Below are 17,110 nucleotides of genomic sequence, written 5' to 3' on the forward strand. Positions count from 1 at the left end.
CTGGATGTCCTTGCTATAAAATCTTTCTTTGTGATCAAGATGCTGTTTGAACAGTGCTTTTGTCGTTTCCAAAAGGATGCAATAGTTCTTTGTGAGCCATTAAATTATATCGTTGAATTTGGCAAAGCTTTCAATAAGCTTTTTGTTTAGAATAATTTATATTCAAATCAGTTTATTTTGTTTTTTTACCTCTTAAAGAGGACCTTGAAAGAAGTTTTCTATAATGTATTAAATATTTTCATATATTGTTTAGAACAAGAGGGGAGAGCATGTATAAATTTTTTCAAATTGATATAATTTTCTGTTCATGTTCTAATTACGGCATTTATTTTTATGTTGTTGACTTTTAATAAAAAAGTTTACTCATAAAAATTTGCATTAAATAAATCTTACACAATAGTTTCTTACTTATTGTGGGAATTTTTGTTCTAATATTATGTCTGATAAAATGAATTTACCTTTTGATAAAGAACATATTGAGCCAATAGAATTACGTTCTGCTTTACAGGAACGCTATTTGGCTTATGCGCTTTCTACGATTACGCATCGTGCGTTGCCTGATGTTCGTGATGGATTGAAACCTGTCCATCGGCGGATTGTTCATGCGATGCGTCTTCTCAAACTCAATCCTGGACAGTCTTATGCGAAATGTGCGCGGATTGTCGGTGATGTCATGGGAAAATTTCATCCTCATGGGGATGCATCTATTTATGATGCTTTGGTGCGCTTGGCTCAAAGTTTTGTGGTTCGCTATCCATTGGTTGATGGACAAGGCAATTTTGGTAATATTGATGGTGATAATGCTGCTGCTATGCGTTATACGGAAGCACGTATGACTGAAGTGGCTGCGTTGTTGCTTGAGGGAATTAATGAAAATGCTATTGATTTTCGTTTGACCTATAATGAAGAAGATGAAGAGCCTGTTGTTCTACCAGGTGCTTTCCCTAATCTTTTAGCCAATGGTTCTTCAGGCATTGCTGTTGGTATGGCAACATCTATTCCTCCCCACAATGTTGCTGAGCTCTGTGATGCGGCGCTACATTTGATTGCATATCCTGATACGCGTGATGAGGATTTAAATCAATTTGTGCTGGGACCTGATTTCCCAACCGGTGGTATTTTGGTTGAGCCTAAAAAGAGTATTGAGGAATCTTATCGTATAGGGCGGGGTTTTTTTCGATTGCGTTCACGTTGGCATCAGGAAACTGGTAGCCGTGGTTCTTATGTGATTATTGTGACTGAAATTCCTTACCAAGTTCAAAAGTCACGTCTTATTGAAAAAACTGCGGAATTATTGCTTGCACGGCGCTTACCAATGCTTGAGGATATTCAAGATGAATCAGCAGAAGATATCCGCATTGTGCTTGTTCCTAAAAATCGGTCGGTTGATCCTGAACTTCTTATGGAATCCCTTTTTAAATTGACTGATTTTGAAGTAAGATTTCCTCTTAATCTTAATGTTCTATCTTTGGGAAAAATACCGAATGTTCTCTCGCTGCGAGAAAGTTTGCAGCAATGGCTTGAACATCGTCAAGAAGTCCTTATTCGACGCTCTCATTATCGGCTTGATCAAATTGATAGCCGATTAGAAATTCTTCATGGGTATCTTATTGCCTATTTGAATCTCGATGAGGTCATCCAGATTATTCGTGAAGAGGATGAACCGAAAAAGAAGATGATTCATCGTTTTGAATTAACAGAAAATCAAGCAGAAGCTATTCTTAATATGCGCTTGCGTTCTTTACGGAAGCTTGAAGAATTTGAAATTCGTAAGGAGTTTGAAACTCTTAAAGCTGAAAAAGAAAAATTGCAGAATTTGTTAGATTCTTCTGTAAAACAATGGAAAATAATTTCAGAAGAAATTAAAAAAGTTCGCAAAACTTTTGGTCCTGAAACGCTCTTAGGAAAAAGGCGTACAACGTTTGAAGAAGCGCCAAGACATGATCTTGATGATATTCAACAAGCAATGATCGAAAAGGAACCGGTTACTGTTGTTATTTCTGAAAAGGGGTGGATGCGTGCTTTGAAAGGTCATTTAAACGATTACAAAGCGCTTTCTTTTAAAGAAGGAGATAGTTTAAAGTTAGCATTTCCAGCATTTACGACCGACAAGATTGTGCTGATAAGTACGGGTGGAAAGTTTTTCACTATTGGTGCCAATAGTTTGCCTGGAGGACGGGGACATGGTGAACCCATTCGTCTTTTAGTTGATATGGATGATGAGCATGATGTTCTTACAGCTTTTGTGCATCATGCAGAAGAAAAATTGCTCTTGGTTTCATCTTACGGAAATGGCTTTGTTATTCCTTCTGCAGAAGTGATTGCCAATACACGAAAAGGAAAGCAAGTCATGAATGTGAAATCTCCTGATAAGGTAAAGCTTTGTGTTCCGGTCAATGGTGATCATGTTGCTGTCGTTGGTGAAAACCGCAAAATGCTTATTTTTTCTATTGAACAAATACCAGAAATGAATCGTGGTAAAGGGGTTCGCTTACAACGTTACAAAGAAGGTGGTATTGTTGATGCCAAGACTTTTAATTTATCAGAAGGCTTAAGTTGGCAAGATACAGCTGAGCGAATCTTTAGCCGTCAAGCTGATGATCTCATGGAATGGATGGGAACGCGTGCAGGCGTTGGGCGTCTAGTTCCAAAAGGATTTCCAAAATCAGGAAAATTTACCAATTAAATAATAGAATGTTTTTATTTCAAGCCTATAAAAGCATAAATAAAAATACTATGTGTTTTTATTATATGATAAGATGTTGGTTTATATTAATAATTTAATATCATATTAAATGAAAGGCTCTAATACCCATAAGGTTTCTTATTTCAATTTTGTTCATGTTAAAATAGTCAAAATGATTTGTTTGCACATCACAAGTGGATTGGTGTTATAAATGGAAGTTTATAAATAAAAGAATAAAATATGTCTTTTATAGGCTGTCTCAAGTGCCAAGAGTGGTTGTAAAATTGGGAACTGAATAAATATAATAGGCTTACATGTTTCATAAGTGTGGGGGTGATAGAATGGTTTTATACATTTTATTATTTTACCACTATATTGTTCATGGGTTCTATCGTGAAATAATTTTATGCTTTGAGAGGTGTATTTTTAAAACAAATATGTGAATATTTAACACAAGAGTATCCTTAGAGGTATTCTGTTTTGTGTAAGAGAAATAATATCTTTCTTGTTCAAGAGAGGTGTTATTAATTTTGCTCGTAGCAGTGTCTATTCGTTAGGATTATGATGATATTGCCTAAAGAGATGACCATGTTCTGCCCATAAGACAAGCAAAATAGCAACAAGGCTTAGAAAGAAAAATCCTGCTGAGTTTGGGATGGTTGTTTCATCAAATTGTTGGGCAATAAAAAAGCTCAGTCCTGCACCGATAGATGTCTGGAGAAATCCGGATACAGAAGAGGCTGTTCCAGCAATTTTGCCTACAGATTCGAGGGCGAGCGTATTGAAATTGGCCATAATACCACCACAGGTAAACATTAATATACAATATAACGTCATATAAAAAGGAAAGGGAATAACACCGCCTGCTAAGATGGATCCAATAAACCAAACGCATGAAGTGCCACAAAAGAGCAAAAGCATAGTATGCGCAATACGCCGCATTCCAAGACGTCCGACAAATCGAGAATTCATGAATGATGAGAAAGCCTGAAATGCAGCACCGATGGCAAATGCTATAGGAAACCAAAAACCTAGTTTGTAAATTCCTTCATAGGTTTGTTGTGATGTATTAACAGCAATAAAAATACAGCTTAGAATGATGGATGTTGCAAGCGTATAGCAAAGTGTTGTACGATTTGTTACGACAATCCATAAGTTGTGTTTTACTGAAGAAAAGGAAAGAGGGCGCTGTTCATAAAGTGTTTCAGGCAAGCGGAATTGAATCCAAACCATTAACCCCAAACCAATCATTGCCATGAAAATAAAAATAAATTGCCAATGTCCGAGTAGTAAAATGATCTGTCCTGTTGCAGGACCAACCATTGGGGCAACAAGAAAAACCATCATAACAATAGACATAACTTCTGCCATTTTTCGGCCACTGTAGAGATCACGTACAACGGAAACCGTAAGAACACGCATAGCAGCTCCTCCAATGCCTTGCAAAATACGCAAAATGAGCAAGAGAGAAAAATCAGTTACAAAGGCACAACCAATTGCCGTAAATGAATAAAAGGCAAGACCAAGAAGAATAAGTTTACGTCGTCCATACCGATCGCTTATTGGACCGAAAAATATTTGAGCAATACCATAGCTAATAAGATAACTTGAAATGATATAATGTTGATCATTTTCGTTGAGAACATTTAAGCCTTTTAAAATATCGGGCATAGCAGGCAACATAATGTCTACAGCTATAGCGTTAATAGCCATGAGTGAAGCAATAAGAATAACAAATTCTTTATAGCCAATTTTCTTCTTAATCGCATCACTGTGCGCTTGTTCATCAACTGAATATGACATAAGGTATCCTTGAAATGAAAATTTCGCCTGAAAACAGCTCTTTTTAAGAGTCTGAATGAAATGAAAGATACCTATGATTGCTTACAAGGAATATTTTTTTCTTTCAAAAGTTCTTGTAACTCATTGTTTTGAAACATTTCTTTAACAATATCACAGCCTCCAATAAATTCACCTTTGATATAAAGTTGTGGAATCGTTGGCCAATTTGAGTAATCTTTGATCCCTTGACGCAATTCGTCAGAAGTTAAGATATTAACCCCTTTATAATTCAATCCTAAATAGTCGAGGATTTGAACGACTTGTCCTGAAAAACCACATTGTGGAGCGTCAGGGGTTCCTTTCATGAATAAAATGACGTCGTTTGTTTTAATTTCGTTGTCAATAAAATCATGAACAGTGGTCATTTTTATCCCTCGATATTTCAGATTTTTATAAGTGTGTAATTATGTTCGTACCCGTTTTAATCGTATTGAACGAATGAATGCAAGAAGAAAATTTAGACTATTTTGGGGTACTTGTTTGCAACATTAAGGCGTGGAGGTCATTTCCCATATTGCCTTTAAGGGCATCATAGACCATTTTATGCTGCTGAACACGGGTTTTACCACGAAAACTTTCAGAAATAACTTCTGCAGCATAATGTTCCCCATCTCCAGCAAGATCACTAATTGTTACAGTCGCATCGGGAATGCCTTCACGAATAAGTGTTTCAATTGCATGAGCACTCATTGCCATCACTATTCTCCTATGTTGTTCATCCTTTTGTAAGAGCTGTTTAAAAGAGAAAGAATAAATTTTTTACTCTTCACCCATAAATTGTGGAAACCAGTTCTCATAGGCTTGTGTAAGTTTTTCCACTGAAAGTGTTAATATCCCATCTATATTAAGAGAATCTCCCTCAACTTGACCTAGCTCTGTTAAAGAAATGGCATGGGTTTGTGCATGCTCTTTAAGACTGCTGAGAGCATGAGGCTTAACGGCTAAAAGATAACGCCCTTGATCTTCTCCAAAAAGTTCTGCATGATGGAGGGATTTATTGCTTAATTTTACTTTAACTCCTTTACCTGCTTTAATCACCATTTCTGCAAGTGCAATCGCTAATCCCCCATCAGAAATGTCATGAGCAGCATGAACAAAACCGCTATTAATAACATCTCGAACGAATTGGCCATGTTTTTTTTCAAGTTGTAAATCTATGGGAGGAGGGGCACCTGCATCAATATTTAAAATGTTACGTGCATAGATTGATTGTCCTAAATGAGAACCACAATCTCCCACTAAAATGATACTATCTCCATTTTTCATACCACTTATTGTTACCATTTTAGACCAATCACTAAGAAGGCCTACACCAGCAATTGTGGGGGTAGGAAGAATAGCTTCTCCATTTGTTTCGTTGTAAAGAGAAACATTGCCTGAAACGATAGGAAAATCAAGGATTCTACAAGCTTCTCCTATACCTTTAATAGCCAAAACCAGTTGTCCCATAATTTCAGGCTTTTCAGGATTACCAAAATTAAGGTTATCTGTAGCAGCTAGTGGTGTTGCACCTGTCGTACTAATATTTCGCCAGCATTCTGCAACAGCTTGTTTCCCTCCTTCATAAGGGTCTGCTTCACAATAACGCGGTGTTACATCAGAAGAAAAAGCAAGAGCTCGTTTACTCTTATTACTTATGCGGATAACACCTGCATCACCTCCCGGACAAATGAGGCTATTTCCTTGAATAAGAGTATCATATTGTTCATAAACCCATCGTCGTGAACTTTGATCAGCTGAATTCAATAAGGTTAAAAGTGCATCACTAAGATTCTCAACTTTTTTGACATCTTCTGCTTTCAGGAGCGTTTTCTTTGCAGGTTCACTCCAAGGACGATCATAAACAGGTGCTTCATCACCAAGCTCTTTGATGGGAAGATTGACAACTTCTTCTCCTTGATGAGATACACGAAAACGTAAATCATCGGTTGTTTTTCCAATAATGGAAAAATGGAGCCCCCACTTATGAAAAATTGCTGCTGCTTGCCTTTCTAGCTCTGGTTTAAGGACCATGAGCATACGCTCTTGACTTTCAGAAAGCATCATTTCATAGGCTGTCATGTTTTCTTCACGAACGGGAACAGTATCGAGATTAAGCTGTATTCCTAGATTCCCTTTTGCACCCATTTCAACGGCAGAAGAGGTGAGACCTGCAGCCCCCATATCTTGAATAGCAACCACGGCTCCAAGTTCCATGAGCTCTAAACATGCTTCAAGAAGGCATTTTTCTGTAAAAGGATCTCCGACTTGAACGGTTGGGCGTTTTTCACTGATTGAATCATCAAATTCAGCAGAAGCCATTGTGGCTCCACCGACACCATCTCGCCCTGTTTTTGCACCAAGATAAACAACAGGGAGTCCTACGCCTTGTGCTTTAGAATAAAAAAGAGCATCTGTCTTTGCAATCCCAGCGACAAAAGCATTAACGAGGATATTGCCATTATAACGTTCATCAAAATTGATTTCTCCACCAACCGTTGGAACACCAAAAGAATTGCTGTAACCCCCTATTCCAGAAACAACGCCAGCAACAAGATGGCGTGTTCGGGGGTGATCAGGAGCACCAAAACGCAATGCATTCATAGCGGCAACAGGACGGGCGCCCATTGTAAAGACATCACGCAAAATACCACCAACACCTGTCGCTGCCCCTTGATAAGGTTCAATATAAGAAGGATGGTTATGGCTTTCCATTTTGAAAACAACACATTGTCCTTCACCAATATCGACAACTCCAGCATTTTCACCAGGTCCTTGAATGACACACTTTCCTTCTGTCGGAAGAGTTTTGAGCCATTTTTTAGAAGATTTATAGGAACAATGTTCGTTCCACATTGCAGAAAAAATTCCCAGTTCAGTAAATGTTGGTTCTCTGCCGATTAACGTTAGGATACGTTGATATTCATCCTCTTTTAGCCCGTGTTGTGCAATGAGCTCTGGTGTAATCGTGATGTTATTGCAAGGATTCATGAGTATATTTATCCGTCAAATTAATCGAAATTTAGCATTTTAATTTTTTTAATCTAGCAACTTAGATTATGGAAAACTACGTGGTTTAATAATTAAAATATTCATAGATCCTCAGCTGAAGATTTTGTTCGTTTGGTTGGATGAACTTCAAGACCAAAAAAACAATCTTAAATAATTATGTGTTTAGAGAATAATATCCATGGTTATTTGTATAGAATTTTGCTCATAGATTTACAACGCGAGAAATGATATAAATCTTCGTTTTTACAATTATAAAGGACAAGAATTTTTGCAGCCTCATCCATTGACTAATTCTAAAGCACTTTGAAAAAGTAAACGACCGTCAATCCCTCCATGAGCGGGTTCGATAAAGTTTTCAGGGTGGGGCATCATACCAAGAATATTACCAGCTTTATTAATAACACCAGCAATGTTTTTTATTGAGCCGTTAGGGTTTGTATTTTCTGCGTAGCGAAAAACAATTTGTTCATTGTCTTCCATTTGTTTTAATGTTTCATTGTCAGCAAAGTAATTTCCATCATGATGGGCAACAGGACAACGAATAATTTGTCCTTTAGAATAATATCGAGAAAATTTCGTCTTGGCATTAACGACTTCAAGTTTAACTTCACGACAAACAAATTTTAAAGAAGCATTACGCATTAAAGTTCCAGGGAGTAATCCAGCTTCCAACAAAATCTGAAACCCATTACAAATACCTATGATAGTAATACCTTCTTGTGCTTTTTCACGAATAGCTTTTAAGATGGGGGTTCGCGCTCCAATAGCACCACATCTTAAGTAGTCACCATAAGAAAAACCACCAGGAATAATAATAATATCTACATCTGGAATTGTTGTCTCTGTTTGCCAAATTTTGAGTGGCTCAACCCCTGTTATATGATGTAATGCGGCAACCATATCTTGGTCGCGATTTAATCCAGGAAGTTGAATAATGGCGGTTTTCATGAGCTTTTCACTTAAAGAAGTTCGATAGTATAATTTTCAATGACAGTATTTGCGAGTAACTCTTCACACATCTGCTCAAGTTTTTTCTTTGCGGTTTCAAAAGGTTGGTCATCAAGAACAATATCAAAAACCTTTCCTTGACGAATGGAATGAATCCCTTCGAAAGCTAAACTTTTTAAAGCACCGACAATAGCCTCTCCTTGTGGATCAAGGACGCTTTCTCTTAAAGTAACTGTAATGCGTGCTTTCATTTTTTGCTTCCTGTTGTTAGAAAAACCTCTCCTTTGAAGAGGTATATTTATAGAAGGCAGTAATTATTTTACCTTGTGTTTACTTGACGCGTTTTTTTACTTTACCAAGACGGGACCACTTGGTCGAGTTGGCTCATTTTCATTCATAATACCAAGGCGTTTGGCAACCTCTTGATAGGCATTAATAAGCCCCCCCATATCACGACGAAAACGATCTTTGTCCATTTTTTCTCGTGTTTGCATATCCCATAGTCGTGCAGAATCAGGAGAAATTTCATCAGCAAGAACAATGCGCATTGTTTCATCTTCCCACAGGCGACCAAATTCCATTTTAAAATCAATTAATTGGATGTTGACTCCGGCAAAAAGGCCGGAAAGAAAATCATTAATACGAATTGAAAGTTGCATGATATCTTCTACTTCTTGCGGGACAGCCCACCCAAAAGCAGTGATATGTTCTTCTGTCACCATGGGATCATCGAGAGAATCATTTTTATAGTAGAATTCAATGATGGATTGTGGGAGTGGGGTTCCTTCTTCTAATCCTAAACGTTTAGCAAGAGAACCCGCTGCAACATTTCGAACGACAACTTCCAATGGAATGATTTCCACTGCTTTAATAAGCTGTTCGCGCATATTTATGCGTTTTATAAAATGTGTTGGGATGCCCAAACGTCCAAGATGGCTAAAGATATATTCCGAAATTCGGTTATTTAAAACCCCTTTCCCATCGATAATTTCATGTTTTTTAGCATTAAAGGCTGTAGCATCATCCTTAAAAAATTGAATATACGTTCCTGGTTCAGGTCCTTCATACAAAATTTTGGCCTTGCCTTCATAAATACGGTGGCGACGATTCATTATGATTCTCTATTTATCTTGAGAGGTTTTTAATAACATTAGTAAGCGATACTATCCTAATTGATAGAAATTCTCAATGATATTGCTATGATACTTTTATAATTTTTGTCATGATACGTCTCTTCAAAGGTGGAGATGCAGAGACGACGAGAAAAAAGATTAACTCTTTTGGATCAAATTTTTGCAAGAAAGTGAGAAAGGACCATAAGCCCTTCAGGCCAAGGTCCGTGTCCAGATTCTGCATTGATATGCCCAGAATACCCAGCATCCACAAAGAGTGAGCCCCAGTCATTGGCAATTTTTTCTGCGACCGAAAATTGACAAAATTCATCATTGCGGCTGGCGATGACAATAGAAGGAAAAGGCAACTTTTGACGATGATAGGGGCCAAATGTCATTAAATGTTTGGGACGTATTTTCTCATTGGCAACATCTGGAGGTGCCACAAAAAAGGCGCCACAAACTTTTTTTGCATTTTGTATAGTTGCATGAATAGCGGTAGGAACGCCTAATGAATGAGCAATAATCATAACAGGTCTTTGAGCTTGTGCAATGGCGGTTTTAACTTCATTAACCCACTCGTCACAAACAGGCTTTGACCAATGGGCTTGTTCAATACGGCGAGCTGTGGATAATTTTTTTTCCCAACGTGTTTGCCAATGATCTGGACCAGATCCTTTGTAGCCAGGAACCATAAGAATATCGAGTTGATTTGCTTTCATGAATTGTTTTCTTTGTTACAATAGGTTTTTCACCATAGGTGGAATAGATTTGGGCTTTCTATGTTGTTCTATTGTTCTTTAAAAACACGTTTAAAAATCCTATTGATATGTTTAGTATGATAAGAAAGATCAAATTTTTCTCGAAGCTCTGCTTCACTTAAAGTTTTGCTAACATCTTTGTCATTGAGCAGTTCTTCTAAAAAATCTTTTCCTTGTTCCCAAACCTTCATCGCGTTTCGTTGTACAATTCGATATGAATCTTCACGACTGATTCCTGCTTGTGTGAGTGCTAAAAGGACCCGTTGTGAATGAACAAGACCTCGGAATTTATTGAGATTTTTTTGCATATTTTCCGGATAGACAATGAGATTTTCAATGACTGATGTGAGGCGAGAAAGAGCAAAATCAAGTGTAATCGTTGCATCAGGGCCAATATAACGTTCGACAGATGAATGAGAAATATCGCGTTCATGCCAAAGTGCTACATTTTCCATGGCAGGGAGTGCAAATGCACGAACCATACGGGCTAACCCCGTTAAATTTTCTGTTAAAACTGGATTCCGTTTATGAGGCATTGCCGATGAACCTTTTTGCCCTGGTGAGAAATGTTCTTCTGCTTCGAGAACCTCTGTTCGCTGTAAATGGCGTATTTCTATCGCTAACCTTTCAATAGAGGACGCAATAACACCCAGTGTTGCAAAAAACATAGCATGACGATCCCGTGGTATAATTTGAGTGGAAACGGGTTCAGCACGCATTCCTAAAGCTTTTGCGACATGTTCTTCAACGCGTGGATCGATATTGGCAAAAGTTCCTACAGCTCCTGAAATTGCGCAAGTAGAAATTTCTTCACGTGCAGCAAGAAGACGTTTGCGACAACGAGAAAATTCAGCGTATGCGAGAGCAAACTTGACGCCAAATGTTGTTGGTTCAGCGTGAATGCCATGACTTCGCCCAATGGTGATGGTTTCTTTATGTTCAAAAGCACGTCTTTTTAAGGCTTCAAGAAGTTGGTCTATATCCTTGAGCAAAATATCACTTGCACGCATTAATTGAATGCTCAGCGTTGTATCGAGAACATCAGATGATGTCATGCCTTGGTGAATAAAACGTGCTTCTGGTCCAATGAATTCAGCGAGATGGGTTAGAAATGCAATAACATCATGTTTGGTAATGGATTCAATTTCATCAATACGATTGACATCAAATTCAGCTGCTGCTCCTTTTTCCCAAATGATCTGAGCTGCTTCTTTCGGAATAACCCCCAGTTGAGCAAGGGCATCACAAGCATGGGCTTCAATTTCAAACCAAATACGATATTTCGTTTCAGGAGACCAAATTGTTACCATTTCAGGGCGGGAATAACGTGTGATCATCATTTTTTTCCTTGTTGTGAGAGGATTGCGGCTTGGCGCAATGCACTCATGCGTGTTTTGTAAAGCTCTTTGTTTCCATTTTTATAAATTGCAGAGCCTGCGACAAATACATTTGCACCAGCTTTTGCAGTTATTCCAATTGTATCAACGGTGATTCCACCATCAACTTCAAGATCAATAGGGCGGTTTGCAATCATGCTTTTAACGCGCTCAATTTTATCTTTTATTTCTGGAATAAAATTTTGCCCACCAAAACCGGGATTGACCGTCATAATGAGGATAAGATCCAATTGATCAAGCAAATATTCAAGGACGTGTTCAGGAGTGCTTGGATTGAGTGCAATGCCTGCTTTTTTACCCATTGCTTTGATTGTTTGGAGTGAACGATGAAGATGGGGACTTGCTTCAGCATGAATGGTTATAATATCTGCCCCAGCCTTTGCAAAAGCTTCCAAATAAGGATCAACAGGTTTGATCATCAGGTGGACATCGAATATTGCTTTGGTTAATGGACGCAGAGCCTTGATGATTTCAGGGCCAAAGGTGATGTTAGGAACAAAGTGACCATCCATGATATCAAGATGAAGCCAATCTGCACCAGCCTCAACAACATCTAATATTTCTTGTCCAAGTTTAGCAAAATCAGCAGCCAAGAGGGAAGGTGAAATGAGAAGAGAATGGGGCATAAAAATCTCCTTGATTGGCTGCTTTTATCATGTCGCTATGTATACACAAATATCTTTTGTGTTATGACAAAAAAGAAAAATACGTATATAGATCTTCGTTATAGAAAGATCGCTTGAAATTTTAAAGTTTTATAAATGAAAAATATATCGAATCATAAAACATGTTTTATGCCTCAAATCCGACATAATATTACCGCTTCTTCGCAAGAATATCGAGATGCTATGAGCCATTTTGCAAGTGCTGTACATATTGTGACAACAGATGGCATTAAGGGAAAGCGCGGGGTGACGGTTTCGGCGTGTTGTTCTTTATCAGATAATCCCCCAACTCTTCTTGTTTGTCTCATGCGCCATAATCTGAAGAATCACGTATTTATGGAGAATGGGATTTTTTGTGTTAATAGCTTGGCAGGAAAACATCGTCCACTAGCGGATATTTTTTCAGGGCGCTGCAATGTTTCACAAAATGAGCGCTTTAATGTTGCACAATGGGGAACTTTGCAGACAGGAGCGCCTAGTCTTTCAGATGCTTTAGCATCTTTTGATTGTCGTTTGATTTGTTGGCATGAGCATGCAACCCATTGTGTATTGATTGGTGAAGTTGTTGCAATCAACTGTAGTCATGGAAAAGATGCTTTGATGTATTTGAATCGTGGATATCATACTTTACCTTTATGAGGTTTTTTTTGCATTGGTGAAACGATTGATTGAGGCTCCGTTTAAATTTTAGTGCGCTGAAAAAGGAGGAAAGAGATGGCTCTGATATTTGTGAATTCTCTTCTTTTGAGGCTTTTCAATACATGAAAAAGATGATTTTTTGATGATCTTCGATCAAGAGTCCAACTTGAGATCAAAAAAGATATCAAGACTAAACAGTGTATTTAGACATATTTGTAGATTGTTATGAAAAAACATTTTACTCTTGTGCTGTTGAGTATTGCACAATATATAGACCCCACAGAGCAGATGTGGAGGTTTTTTATTGCATGAGCGAAGAGATTGATGGTCAATATCGCCCTAGTGAAGATGAGCCTTTTATGAATGAGCGGCAAAAGGCGTATTTTCGCGCTAAATTGGTTTCTTGGAAGAATGATATCTTAAAAGAGGCGCGTGAGACTTTGGAAAATTTGCAGGAAGAAAACGCTGCTCAACCCGATTTAACCGATAGGGCATCTTGTGAAACTGATCGTACAATTGAATTACGTGCTCGTGATCGTCAGAGAAAACTTATTTCAAAAATAGATGCTGCCTTGGAGCGAATTGATAATGGGACATATGGTTTTTGTGAAGAAACCGGCGAACCCATTAGTATAAAACGTCTTGAGGCGCGGCCGATAGCTGTTTTGTCGTTGGAAGCACAAGAACGTCACGAACGGCGTGAAAAAGTTTATCGCGATGATTAAGGTCATTAAAGCGATAAATAAGCGAAGTTCGTTGTGATAAAATTGTATATTTTATCTTGGAGGGGTGGGAATAAACAAAGATGGTTCTTGACGCCCTTCAATTTCAGCTGTGATTGCTGAATCTTTTATTGCTTGATTCGTAAAAGAAGAAGAGCCTTTATCTGGCGTATCGTTTCTTTCTGTAAAGGGGGAAGTGGGATAGGGGGAGATGTCTCTCTTTTGTATTTTGGATGTATTAGTAATATCGCATTCTACAACCACATCCGTTAACCCACCGATAAGAAGCAAGTGTTCTTTATTATCACAACGGACTAAAACAAGGCGGCGGGTACGATCTATAGAAATTGCTTCACATAATGCCAATCGTGATAGACTTTTTTTTCTATTAATGTTGGATCTTCTCCTATTTAAATGGCGTAAAAACAAGATAATTATGATAATAGCTATGATTGTTATTACAAAAAACAAAAAATTTATCGTTATATCGGCAGCAGATACACCGATTTGGTCTGATAACCAGATATACATGGTTTTTCTCCCATTTTCGTATGGAAACTATCGTTTTTTATTGAGATAAATTTATAAATATACCCTTAAAAGATTTACTTCAAAGATTAGAAATAAACTCTTTAACATTAAGTGAGCTTTCTTAAAAAGATGATATCATAGTATATATTTTATAACAATGAATATAAAGGAAGTTTCTTCGTATAAGAAACAGCTAAATCTAAGGCAAAGAGAGATGGATAAAGGTTTTGAGAATAATGAAAGATTAGCTTCTTCGTCTTCTGTTCGTCAGGGAGTTGTGATTTTAGGTGTTGTTTTTATCTTAGTTTTCTTTTTCATTGTAGGCGTTTTAGATTTTTTTTATCCACAAAGTTATTTGCAAAAAGTGGTGCTGGGATCTTTTTTGATTCTAGCAATTATCGGTGTTGCAACACTCGTTTTAATTGGAATCCGTGCATTGTGGTTGCATGAAGATTTTGATTTTAGCATCTTTAATAGGAGCGATGATGCAATTGTAATCTCTGATCTTTCTGGTTTTGTTTATTATTCTAATCAAAACTATCAAAAAATTCTGACCTATAAGCCTGAAGAGTCTTGTTATAGGGTTATTGCTGATCTTCCAGGAGCTGGTGCACTTTCCTATCGCTTAAAAGTTGCAGCCTGTAATAATCGTTCAGCGCAAGAAGAGTTAAGAGTAGAGCAAGCAATTTTTACCGATTCTACACACAAAAAATCTGTTTGGTATAATATCTCTGTTCAACCTATTACAAAACGGAAGAAAAAGCTTTTACTTTGGCGTATTACTGATATTTCGCATTTACAACAAACCCGAGAAATTTTTTTCTCTAACCTTCAAGAGGCGATTAATCATTTGGATCAAGCTCCTGTTGGTTTTGTATCAGTTAATACACAAGGCACTCTTCTTTATGCCAATGCGGTTTTTGCCGAATGGTTCTCAATTGATTTAGCCAATTTTTCGGTTGGTCAATATCATTTTGATCCATTATTTGAGAGCGTTGGCGCTAAGAGCTCATGGAGTGATATTTGTTTGCAAACCAACAGATATCAAAGTTCAGGTTACTCTTTACCCTATAGTTTTTCATTATGTTTAAATCCACAGACGACTTGTGAGAAAATATTTCATTGTTTTATCTCTGCTTCTTCTCTCTTAGAGGAAGAAGCCATTTATCGTATTGTGGTTATTCCACAACAAATACAAAAAGAAGAGGATGATCAATTAAAATTACCTAGCATATTAGGTGAATATTTTGATGCGAGTCCTTTTGCAATAGCCGTGGTAAATCAGGAAGGGCAATTGATTCACATGAATAATGCTTTTTCATCACTCATGGAATGTCGAGATAAAACGATCAATTTTTATGATATTATTTCTCGTCGTGATTGTGTGCAGTTAGAGCGTGCCTTTCAGAAAATAGCGACTAATAAAAATTACTTTGTTTCTCTGGAAACTGTTTTAGAAAAGAATGAAGAACGCCATTTACGTCTTCATGTTATGTCTGTGCCACCCTATCATGGTGATGGGCTGCAGGATTTGATCATTATCTCTGTCATTGAAACAACAGAACAAAAAACACTTGAAGATAAAATAATGCAAAGTCAGAAAATGCAAGCTGTTGGACAATTGGCAGGCGGCATTGCTCATGATTTTAATAATGTTTTAACAGCAATTTTAATGTCATGTGATCTTCTTTTAAATACGCATCGTAGTTCTGATCCTGCTCATGCTGATCTGATCAATATTAAAAATAATGCTAATCGTGCAGCTGCTCTTGTACAGCAATTATTAGCTTTTTCGAGAAAGCAGACACTTCGACCTGAAGAGGTTGATTTTACAGAATTTTTATCAGATATTCGCAATCTTCTTTTACCACTTTTGGGAAATAATATTCAGTTAAAAATTATCCATGGAAGAGATTTGTGGAGCGTTGAAGTCGATCAAGCATCTTTTCAGCGTGTGATTATGAATTTGGTTATTAATGCGCGTGATGCCATGTTCGATGGAGGTATTGTTACGATTGCGACAAACAATATTACAAAACAACAAAGTGCTGAATTTAATCATCTTGGTTTAGCAATTGGTGAATATGTGCAATTGATTATTTCAGATACAGGGAGTGGGATATCTGCTGCTATACAAGAAAAAATGTTTGAGCCATTTTTTACAACAAAAGAAGTCGGAAAAGGAACAGGACTTGGTTTATCAATGGTTTATGGAATTATCAAGCAGAGTGGTGGATATATTTATTGTGAAAGTAAAGAGGGAGAAGGAGCAACATTTCATATTTTTCTTCCTCGTTATATTTCCGATATAAAAGGAGAAATTTCTCAGCAGATTGAAAAAAATGAAGAGAAAGATAAAAATATAGATTTAACAGGGTCTGCCACTGTTTTATTGGTTGAAGATGAGGATGCTGTCAGAATGGGGGGGGTAAGGGCTCTTCAAATGAGAGGATATACGGTTTTAGAGGCAGCAAGCGGGGTGGAAGCTCTTGCTATTCTTGAGGAAAAAAAAGGAGCTGTTGATATTATTGTTTCCGATGTGGTCATGCCAGAAATGGATGGGCCCACTTTATTGAAGGAAGTCCGTAAAAAATATCCTGATATCAAATTTCTTTTCGTTTCTGGATATGCAAAAGATGCTTTTGCTAAGAATCTTCCACAAGATGCCGTTTTTGGCTTTTTATCTAAACCTTTTACACTCAAACAGTTAGCTCTAACAGTTAAAGAAACACTTTCGTCATAACGTAAAAATTGATGCAATAGAAAAATCGCGTGTTTTAAGATTTCTTAGGGAAAGTACGAGAGTATTTTGATAA

The 17,110-nt window shown here is 37.4% G+C and carries 15 protein-coding genes; 4 read left to right on the plus strand and 11 right to left on the minus strand.

Annotation, left to right across the window (positions count from 1 at the left end):
* The first annotated feature begins 436 nt into the window (after window positions 1–436).
* Window positions 437–2,686: a DNA topoisomerase IV subunit A gene (gene parC / locus B5V81_RS04765; protein ID WP_212112351.1), complete on the plus strand. Its 2,250-nt coding sequence runs from the start codon at window positions 437–439 to the stop codon at window positions 2,684–2,686.
* 546 nt (window positions 2,687–3,232) lie between these two features.
* On the opposite strand, the gene B5V81_RS04770 is transcribed toward parC, so the two are convergent.
* The 10 genes from B5V81_RS04770 to rpe all read right to left on the minus strand — a co-directional run bounded on the left by B5V81_RS04770 (window position 3,233) and on the right by rpe (window position 12,363).
* Window positions 3,233–4,489 carry a multidrug effflux MFS transporter gene (locus tag B5V81_RS04770; protein ID WP_212112352.1) on the minus strand — a complete coding sequence of 419 codons (1,257 nt, stop codon included), beginning with the start codon at window positions 4,487–4,489 and terminating at the stop codon, window positions 3,233–3,235.
* Window positions 4,490–4,560: 71 nt separating this feature from the next.
* Complete coding sequence (gene grxD, locus B5V81_RS04775; protein WP_212112353.1) at window positions 4,561–4,893, minus strand: Grx4 family monothiol glutaredoxin; 333 nt, start codon at window positions 4,891–4,893, stop codon at window positions 4,561–4,563.
* Between the two features lie 97 nt (window positions 4,894–4,990).
* On the minus strand, window positions 4,991–5,224 hold the full coding sequence (locus B5V81_RS04780) for a BolA/IbaG family iron-sulfur metabolism protein (RefSeq protein ID WP_212112354.1): 234 nt from the start codon (window positions 5,222–5,224) through the stop codon (window positions 4,991–4,993).
* A 63-nt stretch (window positions 5,225–5,287) separates the two neighbouring features.
* On the minus strand, window positions 5,288–7,498 hold the full coding sequence (purL, locus tag B5V81_RS04785) for a phosphoribosylformylglycinamidine synthase subunit PurL (RefSeq protein WP_212112355.1): 2,211 nt from the start codon (window positions 7,496–7,498) through the stop codon (window positions 5,288–5,290).
* Between the two features lie 297 nt (window positions 7,499–7,795).
* Window positions 7,796–8,467, minus strand: a complete 672-nt coding sequence (purQ, locus tag B5V81_RS04790; protein ID WP_212112356.1) for a phosphoribosylformylglycinamidine synthase subunit PurQ — start codon at window positions 8,465–8,467, stop codon at window positions 7,796–7,798.
* An 11-nt stretch (window positions 8,468–8,478) separates the two neighbouring features.
* Window positions 8,479–8,718 carry a phosphoribosylformylglycinamidine synthase subunit PurS gene (gene purS, locus B5V81_RS04795; RefSeq protein ID WP_212112357.1) on the minus strand — a complete coding sequence of 80 codons (240 nt, stop codon included), beginning with the start codon at window positions 8,716–8,718 and terminating at the stop codon, window positions 8,479–8,481.
* Window positions 8,719–8,814: 96 nt separating this feature from the next.
* Window positions 8,815–9,579 (minus strand): phosphoribosylaminoimidazolesuccinocarboxamide synthase, encoded by a 765-nt coding sequence (purC, locus tag B5V81_RS04800; protein WP_212112358.1) that lies wholly within the window; start codon window positions 9,577–9,579, stop codon window positions 8,815–8,817.
* Between the two features lie 173 nt (window positions 9,580–9,752).
* Complete coding sequence (locus B5V81_RS04805) at window positions 9,753–10,301, minus strand: RBBP9/YdeN family alpha/beta hydrolase (RefSeq protein WP_212112359.1); 549 nt, start codon at window positions 10,299–10,301, stop codon at window positions 9,753–9,755.
* Window positions 10,302–10,369: 68 nt separating this feature from the next.
* Window positions 10,370–11,677 carry an adenylosuccinate lyase gene (purB, locus tag B5V81_RS04810; RefSeq protein ID WP_212112401.1) on the minus strand — a complete coding sequence of 436 codons (1,308 nt, stop codon included), beginning with the start codon at window positions 11,675–11,677 and terminating at the stop codon, window positions 10,370–10,372.
* A complete protein-coding gene (gene rpe / locus B5V81_RS04815; protein WP_212112360.1) occupies window positions 11,677–12,363 on the minus strand; it encodes a ribulose-phosphate 3-epimerase in 687 nt (228 codons plus the stop codon). Before rpe ends, purB begins: the two co-directional genes overlap by 1 nt.
* Before the next feature lie 144 nt (window positions 12,364–12,507).
* Here rpe and B5V81_RS04820 point away from each other — a divergent pair, with 144 nt between their 5' ends.
* Window positions 12,508–13,041, plus strand: a complete 534-nt coding sequence (locus B5V81_RS04820) for a flavin reductase (protein ID WP_212112402.1) — start codon at window positions 12,508–12,510, stop codon at window positions 13,039–13,041.
* A gap of 308 nt (window positions 13,042–13,349) precedes the next feature.
* Entirely contained in the window at window positions 13,350–13,766 is a 417-nt protein-coding gene (gene dksA / locus B5V81_RS04825) for an RNA polymerase-binding protein DksA (protein ID WP_212112361.1), read from the plus strand.
* A 51-nt stretch (window positions 13,767–13,817) separates the two neighbouring features.
* On the opposite strand, the gene B5V81_RS04830 is transcribed toward dksA, so the two are convergent.
* Window positions 13,818–14,294, minus strand: coding sequence for a flagellar biosynthetic protein FliO (locus B5V81_RS04830; protein ID WP_212112362.1), 477 nt, complete (start codon window positions 14,292–14,294; stop codon window positions 13,818–13,820).
* 214 nt (window positions 14,295–14,508) lie between these two features.
* On the opposite strand from B5V81_RS04830, the gene B5V81_RS04835 reads away from it, so the two are divergent.
* The gene (locus B5V81_RS04835; RefSeq protein ID WP_212112363.1) at window positions 14,509–17,037 is read left to right on the plus strand and encodes a response regulator; all 2,529 of its coding nucleotides are present in this window, start codon (window positions 14,509–14,511) and stop codon (window positions 17,035–17,037) included.
* The last annotated feature ends 73 nt before the right edge of the window (window positions 17,038–17,110 follow it).

This window comes from Bartonella queenslandensis (assembly GCF_018155095.1).
Lineage (GTDB): Bacteria > Pseudomonadota > Alphaproteobacteria > Rhizobiales > Rhizobiaceae > Bartonella > Bartonella queenslandensis_B.